Origin of the sequence: Pseudomonas moraviensis (assembly GCF_900105805.1) — a bacterium.
GTDB classification, from domain to species: domain Bacteria; phylum Pseudomonadota; class Gammaproteobacteria; order Pseudomonadales; family Pseudomonadaceae; genus Aquipseudomonas; species Aquipseudomonas moraviensis_A.
This window is the reverse complement of the sequence record NZ_LT629788.1, coordinates 1,772,021-1,789,506: the sequence shown is the minus strand read 5'-3', so window position 1 is coordinate 1,789,506 and position 17,486 is coordinate 1,772,021. Positions and strand designations below refer to the sequence as shown.

The 17,486-nt window shown below is 60.3% G+C and carries 17 protein-coding genes; 9 read left to right on the top strand and 8 right to left on the bottom strand.

The window, feature by feature from the left end:
• Window positions 1-15: 15 nt before the first annotated feature.
• Both BLU71_RS08255 and BLU71_RS08250 read right to left on the bottom strand, forming a co-directional pair.
• On the bottom strand, window positions 16-1,680 hold the full coding sequence (locus BLU71_RS08255) for an AMP-binding protein (RefSeq protein WP_083352774.1): 1,665 nt from the start codon (window positions 1,678-1,680) through the stop codon (window positions 16-18).
• 296 nt (window positions 1,681-1,976) lie between these two features.
• Window positions 1,977-2,993, bottom strand: coding sequence for an AraC family transcriptional regulator (locus tag BLU71_RS08250; RefSeq protein WP_042609938.1), 1,017 nt, complete (start codon window positions 2,991-2,993; stop codon window positions 1,977-1,979).
• A 276-nt stretch (window positions 2,994-3,269) separates the two neighbouring features.
• On the opposite strand from BLU71_RS08250, the gene efeU reads away from it, so the two are divergent.
• The 4 genes from efeU to efeO (BLU71_RS08230) are packed head-to-tail and all read left to right on the top strand — an operon-like array spanning window position 3,270 to window position 7,482.
• Window positions 3,270-4,109: an iron uptake transporter permease EfeU gene (efeU, locus tag BLU71_RS08245; protein WP_042609937.1), complete on the top strand. Its 840-nt coding sequence runs from the start codon at window positions 3,270-3,272 to the stop codon at window positions 4,107-4,109.
• Window positions 4,110-4,117: 8 nt separating this feature from the next.
• Window positions 4,118-5,317 carry an iron uptake system protein EfeO gene (efeO, locus tag BLU71_RS08240; RefSeq protein WP_065617318.1) on the top strand — a complete coding sequence of 400 codons (1,200 nt, stop codon included), beginning with the start codon at window positions 4,118-4,120 and terminating at the stop codon, window positions 5,315-5,317.
• A 15-nt stretch (window positions 5,318-5,332) separates the two neighbouring features.
• Window positions 5,333-6,631 (top strand): iron uptake transporter deferrochelatase/peroxidase subunit, encoded by a 1,299-nt coding sequence (efeB, locus tag BLU71_RS08235; protein ID WP_083352773.1) that lies wholly within the window; start codon window positions 5,333-5,335, stop codon window positions 6,629-6,631.
• A 26-nt stretch (window positions 6,632-6,657) separates the two neighbouring features.
• The gene (gene efeO, locus BLU71_RS08230; RefSeq protein ID WP_083352772.1) at window positions 6,658-7,482 is read left to right on the top strand and encodes an iron uptake system protein EfeO; all 825 of its coding nucleotides are present in this window, start codon (window positions 6,658-6,660) and stop codon (window positions 7,480-7,482) included.
• Between the two features lie 121 nt (window positions 7,483-7,603).
• On the opposite strand, the gene pssA is transcribed toward efeO (BLU71_RS08230), so the two are convergent.
• Complete coding sequence (pssA, locus tag BLU71_RS08225; RefSeq protein ID WP_083352771.1) at window positions 7,604-8,947, bottom strand: CDP-diacylglycerol--serine O-phosphatidyltransferase; 1,344 nt, start codon at window positions 8,945-8,947, stop codon at window positions 7,604-7,606.
• 180 nt (window positions 8,948-9,127) lie between these two features.
• Between pssA and BLU71_RS08220 the strand changes: the two genes are divergently transcribed.
• The 3 genes from BLU71_RS08220 to BLU71_RS08210 all read left to right on the top strand — a co-directional run bounded on the left by BLU71_RS08220 (window position 9,128) and on the right by BLU71_RS08210 (window position 11,271).
• The gene (locus BLU71_RS08220) at window positions 9,128-9,691 is read left to right on the top strand and encodes a TetR/AcrR family transcriptional regulator (RefSeq protein WP_083352770.1); all 564 of its coding nucleotides are present in this window, start codon (window positions 9,128-9,130) and stop codon (window positions 9,689-9,691) included.
• 54 nt (window positions 9,692-9,745) lie between these two features.
• Complete coding sequence (locus BLU71_RS08215) at window positions 9,746-10,225, top strand: DUF1348 family protein (RefSeq protein ID WP_041480390.1); 480 nt, start codon at window positions 9,746-9,748, stop codon at window positions 10,223-10,225.
• A gap of 266 nt (window positions 10,226-10,491) precedes the next feature.
• Window positions 10,492-11,271: a TSUP family transporter gene (locus BLU71_RS08210; protein ID WP_042609931.1), complete on the top strand. Its 780-nt coding sequence runs from the start codon at window positions 10,492-10,494 to the stop codon at window positions 11,269-11,271.
• On the opposite strand, the gene nudC is transcribed toward BLU71_RS08210, so the two are convergent.
• The 4 genes from nudC to BLU71_RS08190 form a co-directional block, all read right to left on the bottom strand.
• Window positions 11,239-12,069, bottom strand: coding sequence for an NAD(+) diphosphatase (nudC, locus tag BLU71_RS08205; protein ID WP_064362285.1), 831 nt, complete (start codon window positions 12,067-12,069; stop codon window positions 11,239-11,241). The genes BLU71_RS08210 and nudC overlap by 33 nt on opposite strands.
• Window positions 12,070-12,076: 7 nt before the next feature.
• Window positions 12,077-12,889 (bottom strand): crotonase/enoyl-CoA hydratase family protein, encoded by an 813-nt coding sequence (locus tag BLU71_RS08200; RefSeq protein WP_083352769.1) that lies wholly within the window; start codon window positions 12,887-12,889, stop codon window positions 12,077-12,079.
• Window positions 12,890-13,115: 226 nt separating this feature from the next.
• Entirely contained in the window at window positions 13,116-14,270 is a 1,155-nt protein-coding gene (locus BLU71_RS08195; RefSeq protein ID WP_083352768.1) for a PQQ-dependent sugar dehydrogenase, read from the bottom strand.
• Window positions 14,271-14,322: 52 nt separating this feature from the next.
• Window positions 14,323-14,643 (bottom strand): hypothetical protein, encoded by a 321-nt coding sequence (locus BLU71_RS08190; RefSeq protein WP_042609927.1) that lies wholly within the window; start codon window positions 14,641-14,643, stop codon window positions 14,323-14,325.
• Between the two features lie 190 nt (window positions 14,644-14,833).
• Between BLU71_RS08190 and BLU71_RS08185 the strand changes: the two genes are divergently transcribed.
• The gene (locus tag BLU71_RS08185) at window positions 14,834-15,700 is read left to right on the top strand and encodes a Ku protein (protein WP_064362283.1); all 867 of its coding nucleotides are present in this window, start codon (window positions 14,834-14,836) and stop codon (window positions 15,698-15,700) included.
• Window positions 15,701-15,832: 132 nt separating this feature from the next.
• On the opposite strand, the gene lpxO is transcribed toward BLU71_RS08185, so the two are convergent.
• Window positions 15,833-16,732 carry a lipid A hydroxylase LpxO gene (gene lpxO, locus BLU71_RS08180; RefSeq protein ID WP_083352767.1) on the bottom strand — a complete coding sequence of 300 codons (900 nt, stop codon included), beginning with the start codon at window positions 16,730-16,732 and terminating at the stop codon, window positions 15,833-15,835.
• Window positions 16,733-17,044: 312 nt separating this feature from the next.
• Between lpxO and BLU71_RS08175 the strand changes: the two genes are divergently transcribed.
• The gene (locus BLU71_RS08175) at window positions 17,045-17,479 is read left to right on the top strand and encodes a short chain dehydrogenase (protein ID WP_083352766.1); all 435 of its coding nucleotides are present in this window, start codon (window positions 17,045-17,047) and stop codon (window positions 17,477-17,479) included.
• Window positions 17,480-17,486 lie beyond the last annotated feature (7 nt).

Here is a 17,486-nt window from a genome sequence, read left to right as displayed (position 1 = left end):
AGTGTTTCCTTGGATTCAAGCTGAAACGTTGTGCGCCGCGGCCTCTTGAGCCTTGGCGATTTCCTGGTTGCGCAAGATAAAGCGCTGCAATTTGCCGCTCGGGGTCTTGGGCAATTCGCTGACAAATACGATTTCACGCGGGTACGAATGCGCGGCCAGACGCTTGCGCACATGTTGGCGCAGCTCTTCGGCCAACTCCGGCGCGGCGCGGTACTGCGCACTCAGCACGACAAAGGCTTTGACCAGTTCGGTGCGTTCCGGATCGGGCTTGCCGACGACTGCCGCTTCGACCACCGCCGGGTGTTCGATCAGCGCACTTTCCACATCGAACGGGCCGACGCGGTAGCCCGAGGTGGTGATCACGTCATCGCTACGGCCGACGAAGCTGATGCTGCCGTCGGGGTTCCATTCGACGGTGTCGCCGCTCAGGTAGTAGTCGCCGACGAAGGCCTTGGTCGGTGCGCCTTCGTAGCCGCCGAACCAGCACATCGGCGACTGCGGGCGGTCAATGGCGAGAATGCCGGGCTGGCCGACGCCCAGTTCCTTGTACTGCTCATCGAGCACGACGATGCGGTGGCCGGGCGAAGCGAAACCGGCAGCGCCAACATGGACGGGGTGCCCGAGGCCGTGATGGTTGCACAGCACCATGCCCAGTTCGGTCTGGCCGTAGTGGTCGTGGATGACCACGTCGAGGTTGTCGGCGAACCAGCGGATCACTTCCGGATTCAGCGGTTCACCGGCGCTGCTGACGATGCGCAGCTTGCCCTTGATCGATCTGGCGAACTCCTCTCCCCCGGCAATCAGCAGACGATAGGCAGTGGGCGAGCCGGTGAGGTTGCTGATGGCGTATTTGTTGATCACCCGGCAGGTGCTTTCGAGGGTGAACGGGCCATCGTAGAAGGTGATCGGGTGACCCAGCGCCAACGGCCCGGTCACACCGAAATAAATGCCATAGGCCCAGCCGGGATCAGCGACGTTCCAGAACGCATCTTCAGGACGCAGGTCCACCGCATCGCGGGTGTAGCTCTGGAACGCGACGATCGCTTTGAGCGGCACCGACAGCGCTTTCGCCGGCCCCGTAGTGCCTGAAGTGAACATCAGCAGGAAAGGGTCTTCGCCGGTCAGCAGCACCGGTGCGCAGACATTGGAATAGTTGCTCAGCTCGGCCCAGAAACTGAAATCACCACGGACAATGCCCTGACCTTTCACGCCGCCAACGGTGACGATGGTCGGGCAGTCGCCGACCTCATTGAGCTTGGGTCGGTTGACCGCATCGGTCACCACAACCTTCGCCCCGGAACTGTTCAGGCGATGTTCAAGGGCTTTGGGGCCGAACGCGGTGAACAGCGGCTGATACACCGCGCCGATGCGCCAGGTGGCAAGAACGGTGATCAGTAATTCGACGTTGCGCGGCAGCAGTCCGGCGACTCTATCGCCCTTTTGCACGCCTTGGGCGAGGAGGAAATTGGCGAAACGCGCGGCTTTGTCTTGCAGGTCAGTGAAGGTGTAAGTCGCACTTGAACCGTCGCGACCTTCCCAGAACAAGGCAATGCGACCGGGCAAGGCGTGGCGGTCGCAACACTCGACGCAGGCATTGAGCGCCGCCAGCGTGCCGCTGAGCGACGCATTGACGATGTGCTGATAATCGAACTGTTGCGTGGCAGACAAGTAATCGCGCATTGCCAGAATCCCTCGGTGTTTTTATTAGGCTGGGAACCGTAAACAACACAGGGATAGTCGCGCCGTGCGGGACCTGGGGCAATGGTCAAAATTATCAAAGTGGCTGACTGGTTTGGCCAACGGATTGGCGCCGCATCCCCTGTAGGAGCTGACGAGTGCAACGAGGCTGCGATCTGTTGATCTTGATTTTCACCATCCAGATCAAGATCAAGATCAAAAAATCGCAGCCTTCGGCAGCTCCTACGGGGGAACGCATTTCAAAGTGTGGGAGCGAGCCTGCTCGCGAAGGCGTCGGGTCAGACGACCTCATTCAGGATCAGAGTGCGGTAATGCCCCGGGTTCGACCCGGACCACTTGCGAAACGCCTTGTAGAACGAGCTGGCATCAGCAAAGCCCAGTCGGGTGGCGATCTCGACAAAACTGATCGAAGGCTCTGCCAGCCAGGTTATTGCCAGTTCCTTTCGCACACTGTCCTTGAGCCCCTGATAGGTCTGCCCTTCCTCGGCCAGACGCCGGCGCAACGTCGAGGCGGACATGCACAGTTGCTGGGCCAAGGCCTCGGTTTCCGGCCACTGCTCGGCGGGTAGTTGCCGCAGATCCTGCTTGATCCGGCTCGCCAGGCTGTCCGGGTCGCGGTACTTGACCAGAATGTTCGCCGGCGCCTGGGCGAGAAAGCGCTTCAGCTCTTCGGCGCTGCGCTTGACCGGCAGGTCGAGGCAGTCGGCGGAAAAAATCATTCGCGTGCGTGGACGTTCGAAACGCAGGTTCTCCGAAAACATCACCCGGTAGTCGTCGGTGAAATCCGGTTCGGCGCAGCGCAGTTCGATCGCCAGAATCGGAATCCGCCGCCCGGCCAGCCAGCACGCTACGCCGTGCACGATCATCCAGTAAGTGAAATAGGTGAACGCACGGCGCGGTTCGGCATCGTCTTCGAGCAGGACGATTTCGGCGAGGCTCTGCTGATGCACCAGTTGCGCCGGCAGGCGTTCGAGCATCAGCGAAAGGAAATTCAGGCCGGTGTCCAGCGCTGCCGCCAGCGTCGGTTGCGCCATGGCGCTGCGACACAGGAATGCCAGGCTGCCGGACTTGAGCTTGCGCGGGTCCATGCCGAAGAACTCGTCATCACCGCGCCGGGCCAACAGGCGCCAGAGTTTGGCGTATTGCGAGGCCGGCACCCTGCCCGCGTCGGATGCCAACAGAGCCGGAGCGATGCCGACCTTGCTCAACGCCTCATCCGTGGCCGCGCCCGGAGCACAACTCTGCAGCAGTGCTTCGCGCACCAGTGGAATGGCAATGGTGTCTTTGTCCGCCATGGAGCGAGGTAAGCCTTGTTGTTTTTTGGGTGATGGGCATCTTAACCCAGCCTCTCTGACCCAATACAAATCCCTTGTAGGAGTGAGCCTGCTCGCGATAGCGGTCTATCAGTCACATCTCCTTGGCTGACAGACCGCTATCGCGAGCAGGCTCACTCCTACAGGGTTGCGTGTTTCGTTCAGCTGAGGTTCAGCTAAATGTCAATGAATGCCATTTGGGAATGAGTGTCATTATGTTACAACTTAGCCACCTAACTAAATTGCTGTGGCTACCAAATGCTCGTTCCCTTTTTGATCATGTTGCGCGAAGGCATCGAGGCCGCGCTCATCGTCGGCATCATTGCCAGTTACCTGCAACAGACCGGCCGCGGTCAGTGGATGCCCGCCGTATGGATCGGCGTTTTCCTCGCTGCCGCCCTCGCCCTGCTGGTCGGTGGTGGCCTGGAACTGGTCAGTGCCGAATTCCCGCAGAAGCAGCAGGAGCTGTTCGAGGGCGTGGTTGGCCTGGTCGCGGTGGGCATTCTCAGTTCGATGGTGTTCTGGATGCGCAAGGTCGCGCGGTCGATCAAGCATTCGCTGCAAGCCTCACTGGACCAGGCGCTGACGGCGTCCCGGCATCAGGTGATTGCGCTGATTGCCATGGTCTTTTTCGCTGTCGCTCGCGAAGGCCTGGAAACAGTGTTTTTCCTGCTTGCGGTGTTCCAGCAGAGCGAGGGCCCGGGCGCGCCGATTGGCGCCCTGCTCGGCCTGATCCTGGCGGTGATCGTCGGTTTCCTCATCTACAGCGGCAGCATGCGCCTGAATCTGTCGGCGTTCTTCAAGTGGACCGGTTTGTTCATCCTCGTGGTCGCCGCCGGGATCCTCGCCAACTCGGTGCAGGCGCTGCATGAAGCCGGGTTGTGGAATCACCTGCAAACGGTGCTGTTCGACTTCAGCGCGACGCTACCGATGGACGGCCCGCTGGGCTCGGTGCTGGCCGGCATGTTCGGTTATCAGGATGCGCCGACCGTCAGCACCCTCGGCGCTTACCTGATTTATCTGCTGCTGGCGCTGGTGATGTTCTTTATGCCCGCGCCGCGCCAAGCGCCGTCAACGACTTCCGTTTCCAGCCAATAAGGCCACCCATGTCTGACAATCAAATCCCTCAGGCCTCGCCGCCCCGCGCCTTGCGTTGGGCGCTGGCCGGCTCGGTAGTGCTGATGATCGGCGCCGGCGGGCTGTTCTGGTACGCCTCGAACATGGCCGCCGCCAAGCGTCAGCACAACCACGACGAAATCGTCGTCAACATCCACCCGCACAGTTGCGAGCCGAATGCGCTGACCGTGCCGGCCGGCCGCGCCAGTTTCCGCATCGTCAACCGCTCCGAGCGTGCGGTCGAGTGGGAAATTCTCGACGGTGTGTTGGTGGTCGAAGAACGGGAAAACATCGCACCAGGACTGAGCCAGGTGATCAACGCCAACCTGCAACCGGGCGACTACGCGATCACCTGCGGCTTGCTCAGCAACCCGCGCGGCACTTTGCACGTGACACCGACGGCCGCTTCCGACGCCGCCGCCAAGGCCAAACCGTCGATGGTGGCGTTCGTCGGGCCGTTGTCGGAATTTCGCGTGTATCTGGCCGTTCAGGGCAGTGCCTTGATCAAAGCGGTGACAGCCCTGGATCAGGCTATAGCCAGTGGCGATCTTGCTGAGGCGCAAGCCGCGTACCTGCCGGCGCGTGCTGCTTATCAGCGTCTGGCGCCGGCGGCGCAGCGTCTGGCCGAGCTGGACAATCACATCAATGCCCGCGCCGATTATTTCGAAAAGCGCGAGCAGGATCCGGGCTTTGTCGGTTTCCATCGACTCGAACATGCCCTGTTTCAGCAGCGCACACTCGACGACGTTGCGCCGATTGCCCAGCGCCTGCTCGCTGACGTCACCACGCTCAAGCAGCAGTTGCTCGCGCAGTCGCTGCCGCCGGAGCAACTGGTGAGCATCGTCGTGCGCAACCTCAACAGCCTCGCCGACGTGCGCGCTGGCAGCGGCGAAGAAGAACGCTACAGCCACAGCGATCTCAACGGTTTCGCCGCCAACGGGCAAACCGCGCACAAAGTCGTCGACCTGTTGCGGCCGATGCTGAGCAAATCCGCGGCAGACGTGTTGGCGAAAGTCGACCAGGCGTTGGGCGACTTCGACAGCCAGCTCGACGCACTGAAATCCGCCGACGGCTACGTCAGTTACGACGCCGTGACCTCCGCGCAACGCCAGCAGATCGCCGCCAAAGCCAAGGCTCTGGCCACGGCACTGGATGGCATCGACCCCGCCCTCGGCCTTTCCGGCCTGTAAGCAGAAGACCACCCGATGAACGATTCAGAACCTCTCAACCTGCAACGGCGCCGCGTGCTGATGGGCATGGGCGCCGCCGGTGTCGCCCTCGCCGGATCAGCCCTGAGCTGCCCGGCCATGGCCGCAGCGCCGGCACAAGTCACCGGAGCGCCGAGCAGCGACAAGACCGAAGACCGCCACGATTTCCACGGCGTGCACCAGACCGGCATCGTCACCCCGCGCCCGGCCTCGGGCATGCTGGTGGCGTTCGATGTGCTGGCGACCGATCGCGAAGATCTCGAGCGACTGTTCCGCACGCTGAACGAACGCATCGCGTTTTTGATGAAGGGCGGCCCGGTGGCGCAGATCGATCCGAAACTGCCGCCGCCGGATTCCGGCATCCTCGGCCCGGTGGTCACCCCGGACAACCTGACCATCACTGTGTCCGTCGGTGATTCGCTGTTCGACGAGCGCTTCGGTCTGGCAGCGGCCAAACCCAAGCGCCTGCAACGCATGGTCGGTTTCCCCAACGATGCGCTGGATGCCGATTGCTGCCATGGCGACCTGAGCCTGCAGTTCTGCGCCAACACCGCCGACACCAACATTCACGCCCTGCGCGACATCGTCAAGAACCTCCCCGATCTGCTGCTGGTGCGCTGGAAACAGGAAGGCAGCGTGCCGCCGCAAGCCCCGGCCAAACCCGGCGTACCGGCGCAGTCGGCGCGCAACTTCCTGGGTTTTCGCGATGGCTCGGCCAACCCCGATTCCAACGACGCCAAGGCCATGGACCGCATCGTCTGGGTGCAACCGGGCAGTGATGAGCCGGCGTGGGCTGCCCATGGCAGTTATCAAGCGGTGCGCATCATCCGCAACTTTGTCGAACGCTGGGATCGCACGCCTTTGCAGGAGCAGGAAAGCATTCTCGGCCGGGTCAAGAGCAGCGGCGCGCCCATCGGTGGCCACACGGAAAGCGAAGTGCCGGATTACAGCAAGGATCCGGCCGGCAAGCTGACCAGACTCGACGCGCACATTCGGCTGGCCAATCCGCGCACCGCCGCGACCCAGGCCAACCTGATCCTGCGCCGGCCGTTCAACTATTCCAACGGCGTCAACAAGAACGGTCAGCTCGACATGGGCCTGCTGTTCATCTGCTACCAGGCCGATCTGGAACAAGGCTTTATCACCGTGCAGACGCGCCTCAACGGCGAACCGCTCGAGGAATACCTCAAACCGGTCGGCGGCGGTTACTTCTTCACCCTGCCCGGCGTTACCGGCGATGACGACTTCATCGGTCGCTCGTTACTGGCTGCCACATCCCACAACAAAACCGCATGACACCCAACCGACACTGGAGCCGCCCCATGAAAAAGACGCCACTCGCGTTATTGCTGACCCTTGGTTTGCTCAACACCCCGCTGTCGGCGTTCGCCGCGACTGCGCCGCTGGATCTGGTGGGGCCGGTGTCGGACTACAAGATTTACGTCACCGAGAAGCTCGATGAGCTGGCCAGCCACACTCAGCAGTTCACCGACGCGGTGAAGAAAGGCGATCTCGCCACCGCGCAGAAGCTCTACGCGCCGACGCGGGTTTATTACGAGTCGATCGAGCCGATTGCAGAACTGTTCAGCGATCTCGATGCGTCCATCGACTCGCGGGTCGATGATCACGAGAAAGGTGTGAAGGCTGAAGATTTCACCGGTTTCCACCGGATCGAATATTCGCTGTTCGCGGAGAAATCCACCCAGGGTCTGGATGCACTGGCCGACGGTTTGAACAAGGACGTGCAGGACCTGCAAACCCGTGTGGCCGGCCTGACCTTCCCGCCGGAGAAAGTCGTCGGTGGCGCTGCTGCGCTACTGGAGGAAGTCGCGGCGACGAAGATTTCCGGCGAGGAAGATCGCTACAGCCACACTGACCTGTATGACTTCCAGGGCAATATCGACGGCGCGAAGAAGATCGTCGATCTGTTCCGTTCGCAGGTCGAACAGCAGGACAAGGCATTTGTAGCGAAGGTCGACAAGAACTTCGCCACGGTCGACAAGATCCTCGCCAAGTACAAGACCGCGGATGGCGGCTTTGAAACCTACGACAAGGTAAAGGACAACGACCGCAAGGCGCTGGTCGGGCCGGTGAATACGCTGGCGGAGGATTTGTCGATGATGCGCGGGAAGTTGGGTTTGAACTGAATCTTCAGCGCCTGTCAGGGCCCTATCGCGAGCAGGCTCACTCCTACAATTGGAATGCGTTCCCCTGTAGGAGTGAGCCTGCTCGCGATAGCGGTTTTCGCCACACTACAAATACCAAACCCTAGAGAATCCGATAGAGCAACCGCTCAATCCTCACCCGACTCACCCGCTTGAGAAACTTCGCCACCCCCGCCGGGTAATCCGGCAGTGTCTCCAGGGTCTGGAAGCTGTCGATCCGCGTGGTATGGCGGAAGATGTTCTCCAGCTCTTTCGCCCGGGGCTCCAGCCATTCGCCTTGCGGATCATCGATCAGCAGCGCGTTTTCCAGATCCAGACGGAACGCCCGCGGATTGAGGTTGTTGCCGGTCAGCAAGGTGTAGCGCTGATCGATCCACATGCCCTTGAGGTGATAAGTGTTGTCACCATCGCGCCACAAATGCAGGTTCAGCTGGCCCCTGTCGATGCTGTGCTGATGGCGTTTGGCGAAGCGGCGCAGGCTGATCTCGTACAGATACGGCAGCGCGGCGATCACCTTGAACGGCTCGCTTGGCGGAATGTAGAAGTCATTGGCGGTCTTGTCACCGACCACGATATCGATCTTCACGCCGCGGGCTAGCGCACGGTTGATCTCGCGGATCACACCCAGCGGCAGGTTGAAGTACGGCGTGCAGATGGTCAGCTGCTTTTGTGCGCTGGCGATCAGTTCGAGGATCGCCCGGTTCAGCGGATTGTTCTTGCCGACGCCGAGCAGTGGGGTGACCGACAGCCCTTCCCTGCTGGTGCTGCCGGCGCCGGTGTCGTAGGTCGCGTACTTGAGGCGACTGCGCAGGTCGCCGATGTCGTTGCGCAGGCTGCGCGTGCTCGGCAGGTTCGGCAGGTCGAGGCGATGCACGGCTTTCGATTCGATCAGGCCATGCTTGACCAGATGATGCATCGAATCCGCGAGCTCGCGACTGTGCAGCACGTGGTAACGGTCGAAGCGGTACTTGTCGAGTTTGTGCAGGTAGACATTGTTCAGGCTGGCGCCGCTGTAGACCACGTTGTCATCGATGACGAAGCCTTTGAGGTGCAGCACGCCGAACAGCTCGCGGGTCTGCACCGGCACGCCGTAGATCGGCACTTCGCTCTGATGCGTGCGGGTCATGTCCTGATACCAGGCGGCGTTGCCGGGCTGCTTGCCCGCGCCGATCAGACCGCGCTGGGCGCGCAACCAGTCAACCACGACGGCAATTTCCAGCTCGGGACGCTTGAGTTTGGCAGCGTGCAGGGCATCGAGGATTTCCTGGCCGGCTTCGTCCTGCTGCAAATACAGCGCGACGATGTAGATGCGCTGGGTCGCTGCGGCGATTTGCTCGAGCAGGCAGCGTCGGAATTCGGCAGCACTGGACAGAATGCTCACCGCCTCGGCGGTCAGCGCGAAGCTGCGCAGTTTGGGCAGCAGAGAACGTTTGAAAAGCAACGGCATAAGGCTCGCAAGGTTCGATTCCGAAGAGTTTGAGAGCTTACACCATCGTCTGCGCCGGGTCTTGTCAGTGTCGGTTGAAATGCATTCCCCTGTGGGAGCGAGCCTGCTCGCGAGAGCCATTTCACAGACGCAATACATATCCGCTTGACCAAGGAGAACATCCGTTCTACTGTTCGCCACATGAACGAATCAATGAGCAGCGACACACGCGACATCATTCTGGATGTCACCGAAAAGTTGATCTACAAAAGTGGCATCGCTGCCACCAGCATGGATCTCCTGGTGAAAACCGCCGGCGTCTCCAGAAAAAGCATCTACCGTTACTTTGCCGACAAGGACGCGCTGGTGGTCGCGGCCCTTCAGCGACGCGATATACGCTGGATGAGCTGGTTCAGAAACGCTGTCGACCAAGCTGCAACCCCGGCCGAGCGCCTGCTCAACCTGTTTACCGTGCTCAAGGGCTGGTTCGACTCGGATGGATTTCGCGGCTGCGCCTTTATCAACACCAGCGGCGAAACCGGCGATCCACAGGACCCGGTGCGGCTGGTGGCCAAAGAACACAAACAGAAGCTGCTCGACTACGTGTGCGAGCTGTGTACCGAATATGGCGCCGAGGATCCGCAACTGCTGGCCAGACAGTTGCTGGTTCTGATTGACGGCACCATTACCGTAGCGCTTGTGATGGGTGATCACAGTGCCGCCGATAATGCGCAATGCATGGCGCGAAAGTTATTGGGCCTGTAACGCTTAACAAGCCGGACTTGTTGTTCATACATTAAATGAATCAGGAGATTGAACATGTCGACTGCAGCCCAGGTACGTCCGCCATTGCCCCCGTTCAACCACGCTTCAGCCATCGAAAAAGTGCGCCTTGCCGAAGATGGCTGGAACACCCGCGATCCGGAAAAGGTTTCGCTCGCCTACACCCTCGATACCAAATGGCGCAATCGCGCCGAGTTCGCCAACAACCGCGAAGAGGCCAAGGCATTCCTCACCCGCAAGTGGGCGAAGGAACTGGATTATCGCTTGATCAAAGAACTCTGGGCCTACTCCGATACCCGTATTGCCGTGCGTTATGCCTATGAATGGCACGACGATTCCGGCAACTGGTTCCGTTCGTACGGCAACGAAAACTGGGAGTTCGATGACAACGGCCTGATGTTCCAGCGCTACGCCTGCATCAATGACATGCCGATCAAGGAAAGCGAACGCAAATTCCACTGGCCGCTGGGCCGCCGGCCGGATGATCATCCGGGGCTGAGTGAACTCGGCCTCTAAAGCCTACCCCGATTCAATGTAGGAGTGAGCCTGCTCGCGATAGCGGTATGTCTGTGACGTCTTCACGTCTGACAAACCGCCATCGCGAGCAGGCTCACTCCTACAATGGTTTTGCGGTGAATATTGATTTTGAGTACGGCACCGCATCTGTGGGAGCGAGCCTGCTCGCGAATAGGCCCTGCGGCTCGCCGCAACAGTTGGATACAGGTAACATGACTGCCCTCCCCGCAGCTCACGTTCTGCGCCTTGCCGAATAAGCCGACTCCATGCCTTTCGAACTCAGCGTTGACCTCACCACCCTGGCCATTCTGGCTGCCGTTGCCTTCCTTGCCGGTTTCATCGATGCCATCGCGGGTGGTGGAGGTCTGTTGACCACGCCGGCGCTGCTGACGGCGGGCCTGCCGCCGCATCTGGTGCTGGGCACCAACAAGCTGAGTTCGACCTTCGGTTCGGCAACCGCCAGCTTCACCTTCTACAGACGCAAACTGTTTCATCCGCGACAGTGGACCCACGCGATAGTCGGCACTCTGGTCGGCGCGCTCACGGGTGCGGTGGTTGCGCATTACCTGCCGGCCGAATGGCTGAACAAAATGCTGCCGGTGATCGTCTTCGCTTGTGGTGTGTATCTGTTGTTTGGTGGCACGCCGAAAGCGCCGCTGGACAGCGACGCACCAATCAAAAAGAAATGGCAGTCGACCCAGGGCTTCAGCCTCGGCTTCTACGATGGCGTGGCCGGTCCCGGCACGGGCGCGTTCTGGACAGTGAGCAGTCTGCTGCTGTACCCGATCGATCTGGTCAAGGCCAGCGGCGTAGCGCGGAGCATGAACTTTGTCAGCAACATCGCGGCGCTGTCGGTGTTCATTTTCTCCGGTCAGGTCGACTGGATCATCGGCTTGTGCATGGGCCTGTCGGTGATGGTCGGGGCCTTTTTTGGCGCACGCACGGCAATCAGCGGCGGCGCCAAATTCATTCGTCCGGTATTCATCACCGTGGTGCTTGGCCTGACCGTGCGCCTAGCCTGGCAGCACTGGTTCAGCGTGGCCTAAGCGCCGCGCCACGTAGACATCGATCAAGTAACGGGCTATCGAACGTGACGCCGGCAACGGCGGCAGTTCATGGACGTTGAACCACTGGGCGTCTTCGATCTCGTCTTCCTGACAGACGATCTCGCCACCGGCGTATTCGGCATGGAAGCCGAGCATCATCGAATGCGGGAACGGCCAGCACTGGCTGCCGATGTACTGGATGTTCTTCACTTCGATCTGCACTTCTTCGCGCACTTCACGAATCAGACAATCCTCAGCCGACTCCCCCGGCTCGGCGAAACCGGCCAAGGTACTGTAAACCCCCGTGACGAAGCGCGGCGAGCGCGCCAAGAGGATTTCGTCGCCACGGGTGATCAGCACGATCATGCTCGGTGAAATGCGCGGATAGCTGCGCAGATCGCACGGCTGGCAATACATCGCCCGCTCGCGCGGCACCTGCGTCATCGGCTGGCCGCAGTTGCCGCAGAAGCGATGCTCGCGCGCCCAAGTGCCGATCTGCGCGGCATAACCGAGGACTTTGTACAGCGTGTGATCGCCCTCGAGCATGAACGCTCGCAGGCCTTTCCAGCCGCAACCCGGTACATCGCTGACACTGCGCAACTCCAGCAGATACACCGGTTCGCCGTCGAGATGACCAATGCCGTGCTCGGCAAGGACCGCAAGGTCCTGGCGCTTGAGCCATTCGCGCGGGAACAGCGCGCCGTTGTCATCGAACAGAAAGCCTTCCGGGCTGCGCGCCACGGCCCAGCCGCCGGGTTGATCGGTGTCGAGTACTGCAGTGGTCCAGCGAGAGATCATGGTTAACTCAATCCAGAAATTCGGGTTTCTGTTTGCTCATGTGGGCGGCCATCGCCACGCGCAGATCGGTGGATTGCAACATGGCGGCGTTCCAGGTGGCAACGTATTCGAGACCGTCGTCAATGCGATGGTCGCGCATGTAGCTGATCATTTCCTTGGTGCCGGTCACGGCAATCGGCGACTTGGCAGCGATGTCGCGGGCAATCTCGAACACGCCTTCGAGCAACGTGTCCTTGTCGCTGTAGACGCGATTGACCAGGCCCATGCTGCGCGCTTCCTCGGCGCCAAAGGTGCGACCGGTGTAAGCCAGTTCGCGCAGCATGCCGTCTCCGATGATTCGCGGCAACCGTTGCAACGTGCCGACGTCAGCGGCCATGCCGATATCGATTTCCTTGATCGAGAACTGCGCGTCCTCAGCCGCGTAACGCATATCGCAAGCGGCAATCAGATCGATCGCCCCACCCAGGCAGTAGCCCTGAATGGCGGCCAGCACCGGTTTGCGGCAATTGTCGACGGCGTTGAACGAAGCCTGCAGGTTGAGGATCTTGCGCCGCAGCAGGCGTGCATTGCGGCCCACGTCCTTGCCCAGTTCATTGGCCACGCCGGCCAGCATCATCAGGTCGATGCCGGAAGAAAAATGTTTGCCGTTGCCACTGAGCACCACCACACGCACTTCGTCGGTGTCGTCGATCCATTGGAAGATCTCGACGATCTCGCTCCAGAACGCCGCGTTCATCGCGTTGATCTTTTCCGGGCGATTGATCTGCACATGGGCGATGTTATCGGCCAGTTCGACGCTGAAGGCGGAGTATTGAGTCATGGCAGTGATCCTTTACCGGGCTGGAAAATAAGGCCCGAACTATAACAAGGCATTGGGGTGGCGGTTCGGCCAAATGCGGGACTGCCTGGCGCACTGATTCTGTAGGAGCTGCCGAAGGCTGCGATCTTTTGGGACGCAGAGCGTCCCGGGCTGCATTCCCACGCAGAGCGTGGGAACGATCAAGATCAAAAGATCGCAGCTTCGGCAGCTCCTACACAGGTACGCCTCAGATCGAGGGTTTCAGCCCCAGCCTGTACAACGAGCCATTCTCGTCGTCTGTCAGCACATACAAATAGCCATCCGGTCCCTGGCGCACATCGCGGATGCGTTGGTTCAACTCACCCAGCAGACGCTCCTCATGCACGACCTTGTCGCCATCGAATTGCAGGCGAATCAGTTCCTGGGACACCAATGCGCCAATAAACGCGTTGTGCTGCCAAGGCTTGAAGCGATCGGCATCGTAAAACGCCATGCCTGTAACACCGGGCGACTTCTCCCAGACGTGATGCGGCGCGACCGTGCCTTCGGCAGTTTTACCCTTCGCCTCAGGAATCGGCTGCATCGAGTAATTGATACCGTGGGTCGCCAACGGCCAGCCGTAGTTTTTACCGCGCTCGATGATGTTCACTTCATCGCCGCCACGGGGCCCGTGCTCGTTCTCCCACAACGTACCGGTCCACGGATTGAGCGCCGCGCCCTGAGGGTTGCGCAGCCCGTACGACCAGATTTCCGGCCGAACCCCGGATTGGCCTACGAACGGGTTATTGTCCGGCACCTTGCCGTCGGGGAAGATGCGTACGACCTTGCCCTGCAGCTTGTCGAGATCCTGCGCGGTCGGGCGATCATTGTTTTCACCCAGAGTGATAAACAGATACCCGTCGCGATCGAACACCAGGCGCGAACCGAAATGGTTGCTCACCGACAATTTCGGTTCCTGACGAAAGATCACGTTGAAGTCCTTCAAGGTCTTCAGGTCATCGGAAAGTCGTCCGCGCCCTACCGCGGTGCCGGCCTTGCCGCCCTCGCCACCGCCCTCTGCGTAGGACAGGTAGACCATGCGGTCCTGCTTGAAGTCCGGCGACAGCACCACATCGAGCAGACCGCCCTGCCCTTTGGCCCAGACTTGTGGCACGCCGCTGATCGGCTCCGACAATTTGCCGTCCTTGCTCACGACGCGCAGACGGCCCGGCCGTTCGGTGACCAGCATGCCTTTCTGATCGGGCAGGAACGCCAGCGCCCACGGATGTTCCAGGCCCTGGGCAATGGTGCTGACTTCAAGGATGCCCTGTTCGCTTTTCAGCTCTTTGGGCGCGGCGGCGAACGCCGGGGCACTGATCAGCGCGGCGGCGCAGCAGGTGGCTAGAAGGGTTTTACGCAACATGCACGATTCCTTATGTTCGTGTGAAGGGCTGACAGAACCTCAGTCCTGCCGGTCAACGGTTGCTGCCGGTGCCCCGTGAGGGCGGGTTGGGAATGAAGGTCGGCGGATTGCTCGGTACCGAGCGAATCGGCTGGCCGTTGCCGATGCCGCGATTTTCCACGGTCGGCTGACGCGGTACCGGAACGGTGTTCGGCCCCCGAAGGGGTGGAGCGCTGGGCTGGGTGCCCTGCATGCTGTTGGGATTGGCCCGGCGGATCGGGCTGTTGTATGGATTGTTGCTATTGCCGGTGGGGCTTTGCGCCAGCACGACGTCGGCATGAACCAGACCGCCACTGAGGGCCAGGACGGCGATGCCAATCAGAAACCGGTTCATGAGAAATGCCTCTTGATGTGCGTGGACTAGAGCCTTGGAGCCCACGCTACGCCGTGGGTTCGGATTTGTTAACCCTTGCGCCTTAAACAACATGTAACACGGCTTGACCGTAACCCTGGCAGCCCGCGCAATCACTGGAAACTTTCTCGCCGCGCCACGGGTCACCTGATCATCACTCGGAGGACAGGTCATGGCTCGGGCAATCTGGAAAGGCGCAATCAGTTTTGGACTGGTACACATCCCCGTGGCGCTGGTTTCAGCGACGTCGTCCCAAGGCGTGGACTTCGACTGGCTCGACAGCCGCAGCATGGACCCGGTGGGCTACAAACGCATCAACAAGGTCACCGGCAAGGAAGTCACCAAGGAAAACATCGTCAAAGGCGTGGCTTACGAAAAGGGCCGGTACGTGGTGCTCAGCGAGGAAGAGATCCGCTCCGCGCACCCTGTTTCGACGCAGACCATCGACATTTTTTCGTTCGTCGACGCCGAGCAGATTCCGCTGCAGAACATCGATACGCCCTACTACCTGGCGCCGGACAAACGCGGCGGCAAGGTGTACGCGTTGCTGCGCGAAACCCTGAGCAAAACCAATAAGGTCGCCCTCGCCCGCGTCGTCCTGCACACCCGCCAATACCTGGCGGCGCTAATGCCGCTGGAGTCGGCGCTGGTTCTGGTCAAGCTGCGCTGGCCGCAGGAAGTACGCGGCCTCGATGAGCTGGCCCTGGGCAGTGAAGTGACCAAACCGCAACTGGCCAAGGGTGAGCTGGACATGGCCAAACGTCTGGTTGAAGACATGACTGCGGAGTGGACACCGGAGGATTACAAGGACGAGTTCGAAGACAAGATCATGGCGCTGGTCGAGAAAAAAGCCCACGAAGGCAAGATCGAAGATGTCGAGACCGCCACTGGCGAAGAAGAGCGCAAGACGGCCGATGTTATCGACCTGACCGAGCTGCTTAAACGCAGTCTTGGTGGCAAGGCCCCGGCCAAGCCGAAGGCCAAATCAACCAGCAAGGCGGCGCCGGCGAAGAAGACTCGGAAGGCGTCTGGGGAATAATGGGTGAATCAGGAAGAAGCAATTTGAATGTCAGGGCGCTATCGCGAGCAGGCTCACTCCTACAGTTTGGAATGCGTTCCCGTGTAGGAGTGAGCCTGCTCGCGATAGCGCCAGTCAAGACACCGCTAATCTTCAGATCAGAATAAAGATCGCCAGCAACGCCGCAAAAATCGCCCACTTCTCCAGGTAATACCGCGTGCGATTGCGCTTCTTCAGCTCTTTGCCGCGCAAGCGGATCTTGTAGATTTTGGTAAACAAGCGGTTGATGCCACCGGTCTTGTCCCCCGCATCATTCGGCGCGCCCGCCGCCGACATCACCGTGCGACTGAACCAGCGATTGAACGCAGCGGCCCAGCGGTATTTCAACGGACGCTCGATATCACAGAACAGAATGATACGGTTCCGATCCGTGGTGTTTTCTGCGTAATGGATAAACGTTTCGTCGAACATCACCGCTTCACCATCGCGCCAGTGATAGTTCTCACCGTCGACGTTGATGTAGCAGCCAGGATCGTTCGGCGTATCCAGCCCCAAGTGATAACGGTATGAACCCGCATACGGATCGCGATGGCGCACCAGCTTCGAGCCCGGCGGCAGCTCGGCAAACATGGCCGCCTTGATCGAGCCGATGCTCTGCACCAGTTCGGTGGTGCGCGGGCACAGCTTCATTGCCGACGGGTGACTGTCACCGTACCACTTCAGATAAAAGCGCTTCCAGCCAGTCTTGAAGAAGGAGTTGAAGCCGACATCGTCATACTGGTTCGAGCGCTTGATCTCGCCGGCACGCAGCAGGTTCTGGCCTTCCTCGCGAATCTCTTGCCAATGGGCCTGCAACGGGCTCAGATCGGGAAAATCCGCCGGGTTCAGATACGGCTTGTTCGGCATTTTCGAAAAGAGGTACAGGAAGCAGTTGATCGGCGCGAGAAACGTCGAGTGGTCACTCAATTGCCGGCCCAGCTTGTGGCGCACGCGTCCACGCAGGTGAACGTAAGCAATGGAGATGACATAAACAGCGGCAATGATGAGTTTCACGGAAAAGGGTCACACGTCAAAAGTGAACAAACTGCGCGCGTGGCGGCCTTGGGGCCCAGCGTCTTATGCAGCGGTCTTGATGCACAGGGCGCGTCCTTGGCCCGCGCCGTTTCCGGGCGCTCGGTGAAAGGGTGGCATTTTAGCCACACTTTGTAACCGATAGTGAACCCTCAACTGTGAAAAACTGTCTTGCCCTACTTTTGGGTAATGCCGGCGCGACTGCAAAAGCGGGCGAAACGGCCGTTGCTCATTTCGATGGAACCACGCTTCGCGCGCGCTCCTCTATCGCTTACCAATAATGGAGGAACCCCCATGATCGCCCCAGAAACCGGTATGAAACCAGGTCAGCGCTATCGCATTGAGAGCGTCGAGCGTGCGCCGCAATTCTCTGGCTTTTTTCTCGATGGAAAGTATTACCTGGGACCTGAATTGCAGACCGCCGTCGGCTGGCTAGAAGGACAGACGTTCTTCTACGACCAGCTCGACCCGACCGGTGAGCCGGTATACACGGACAGGGTTGCCGGCACGATCGAGGGGCTGACGTTGGTAATGCCGGACGGCTTACGCTTGGAAATCGAGGAATTGCCCTATCTGGCGGAAGCTACTGCGCCGGTGCGCGCATCCCTCGCCGGGCGTGTCGAGCAAATTTCGCGGCAGCCAATTCGCCCGTCTCCGCTGCTGGTAGCCGGGGCTGCGATGCTGGTAGGGGTTTGCCTGCTGACACTCTCACGCATCAGAAATCGATAAGGCCACC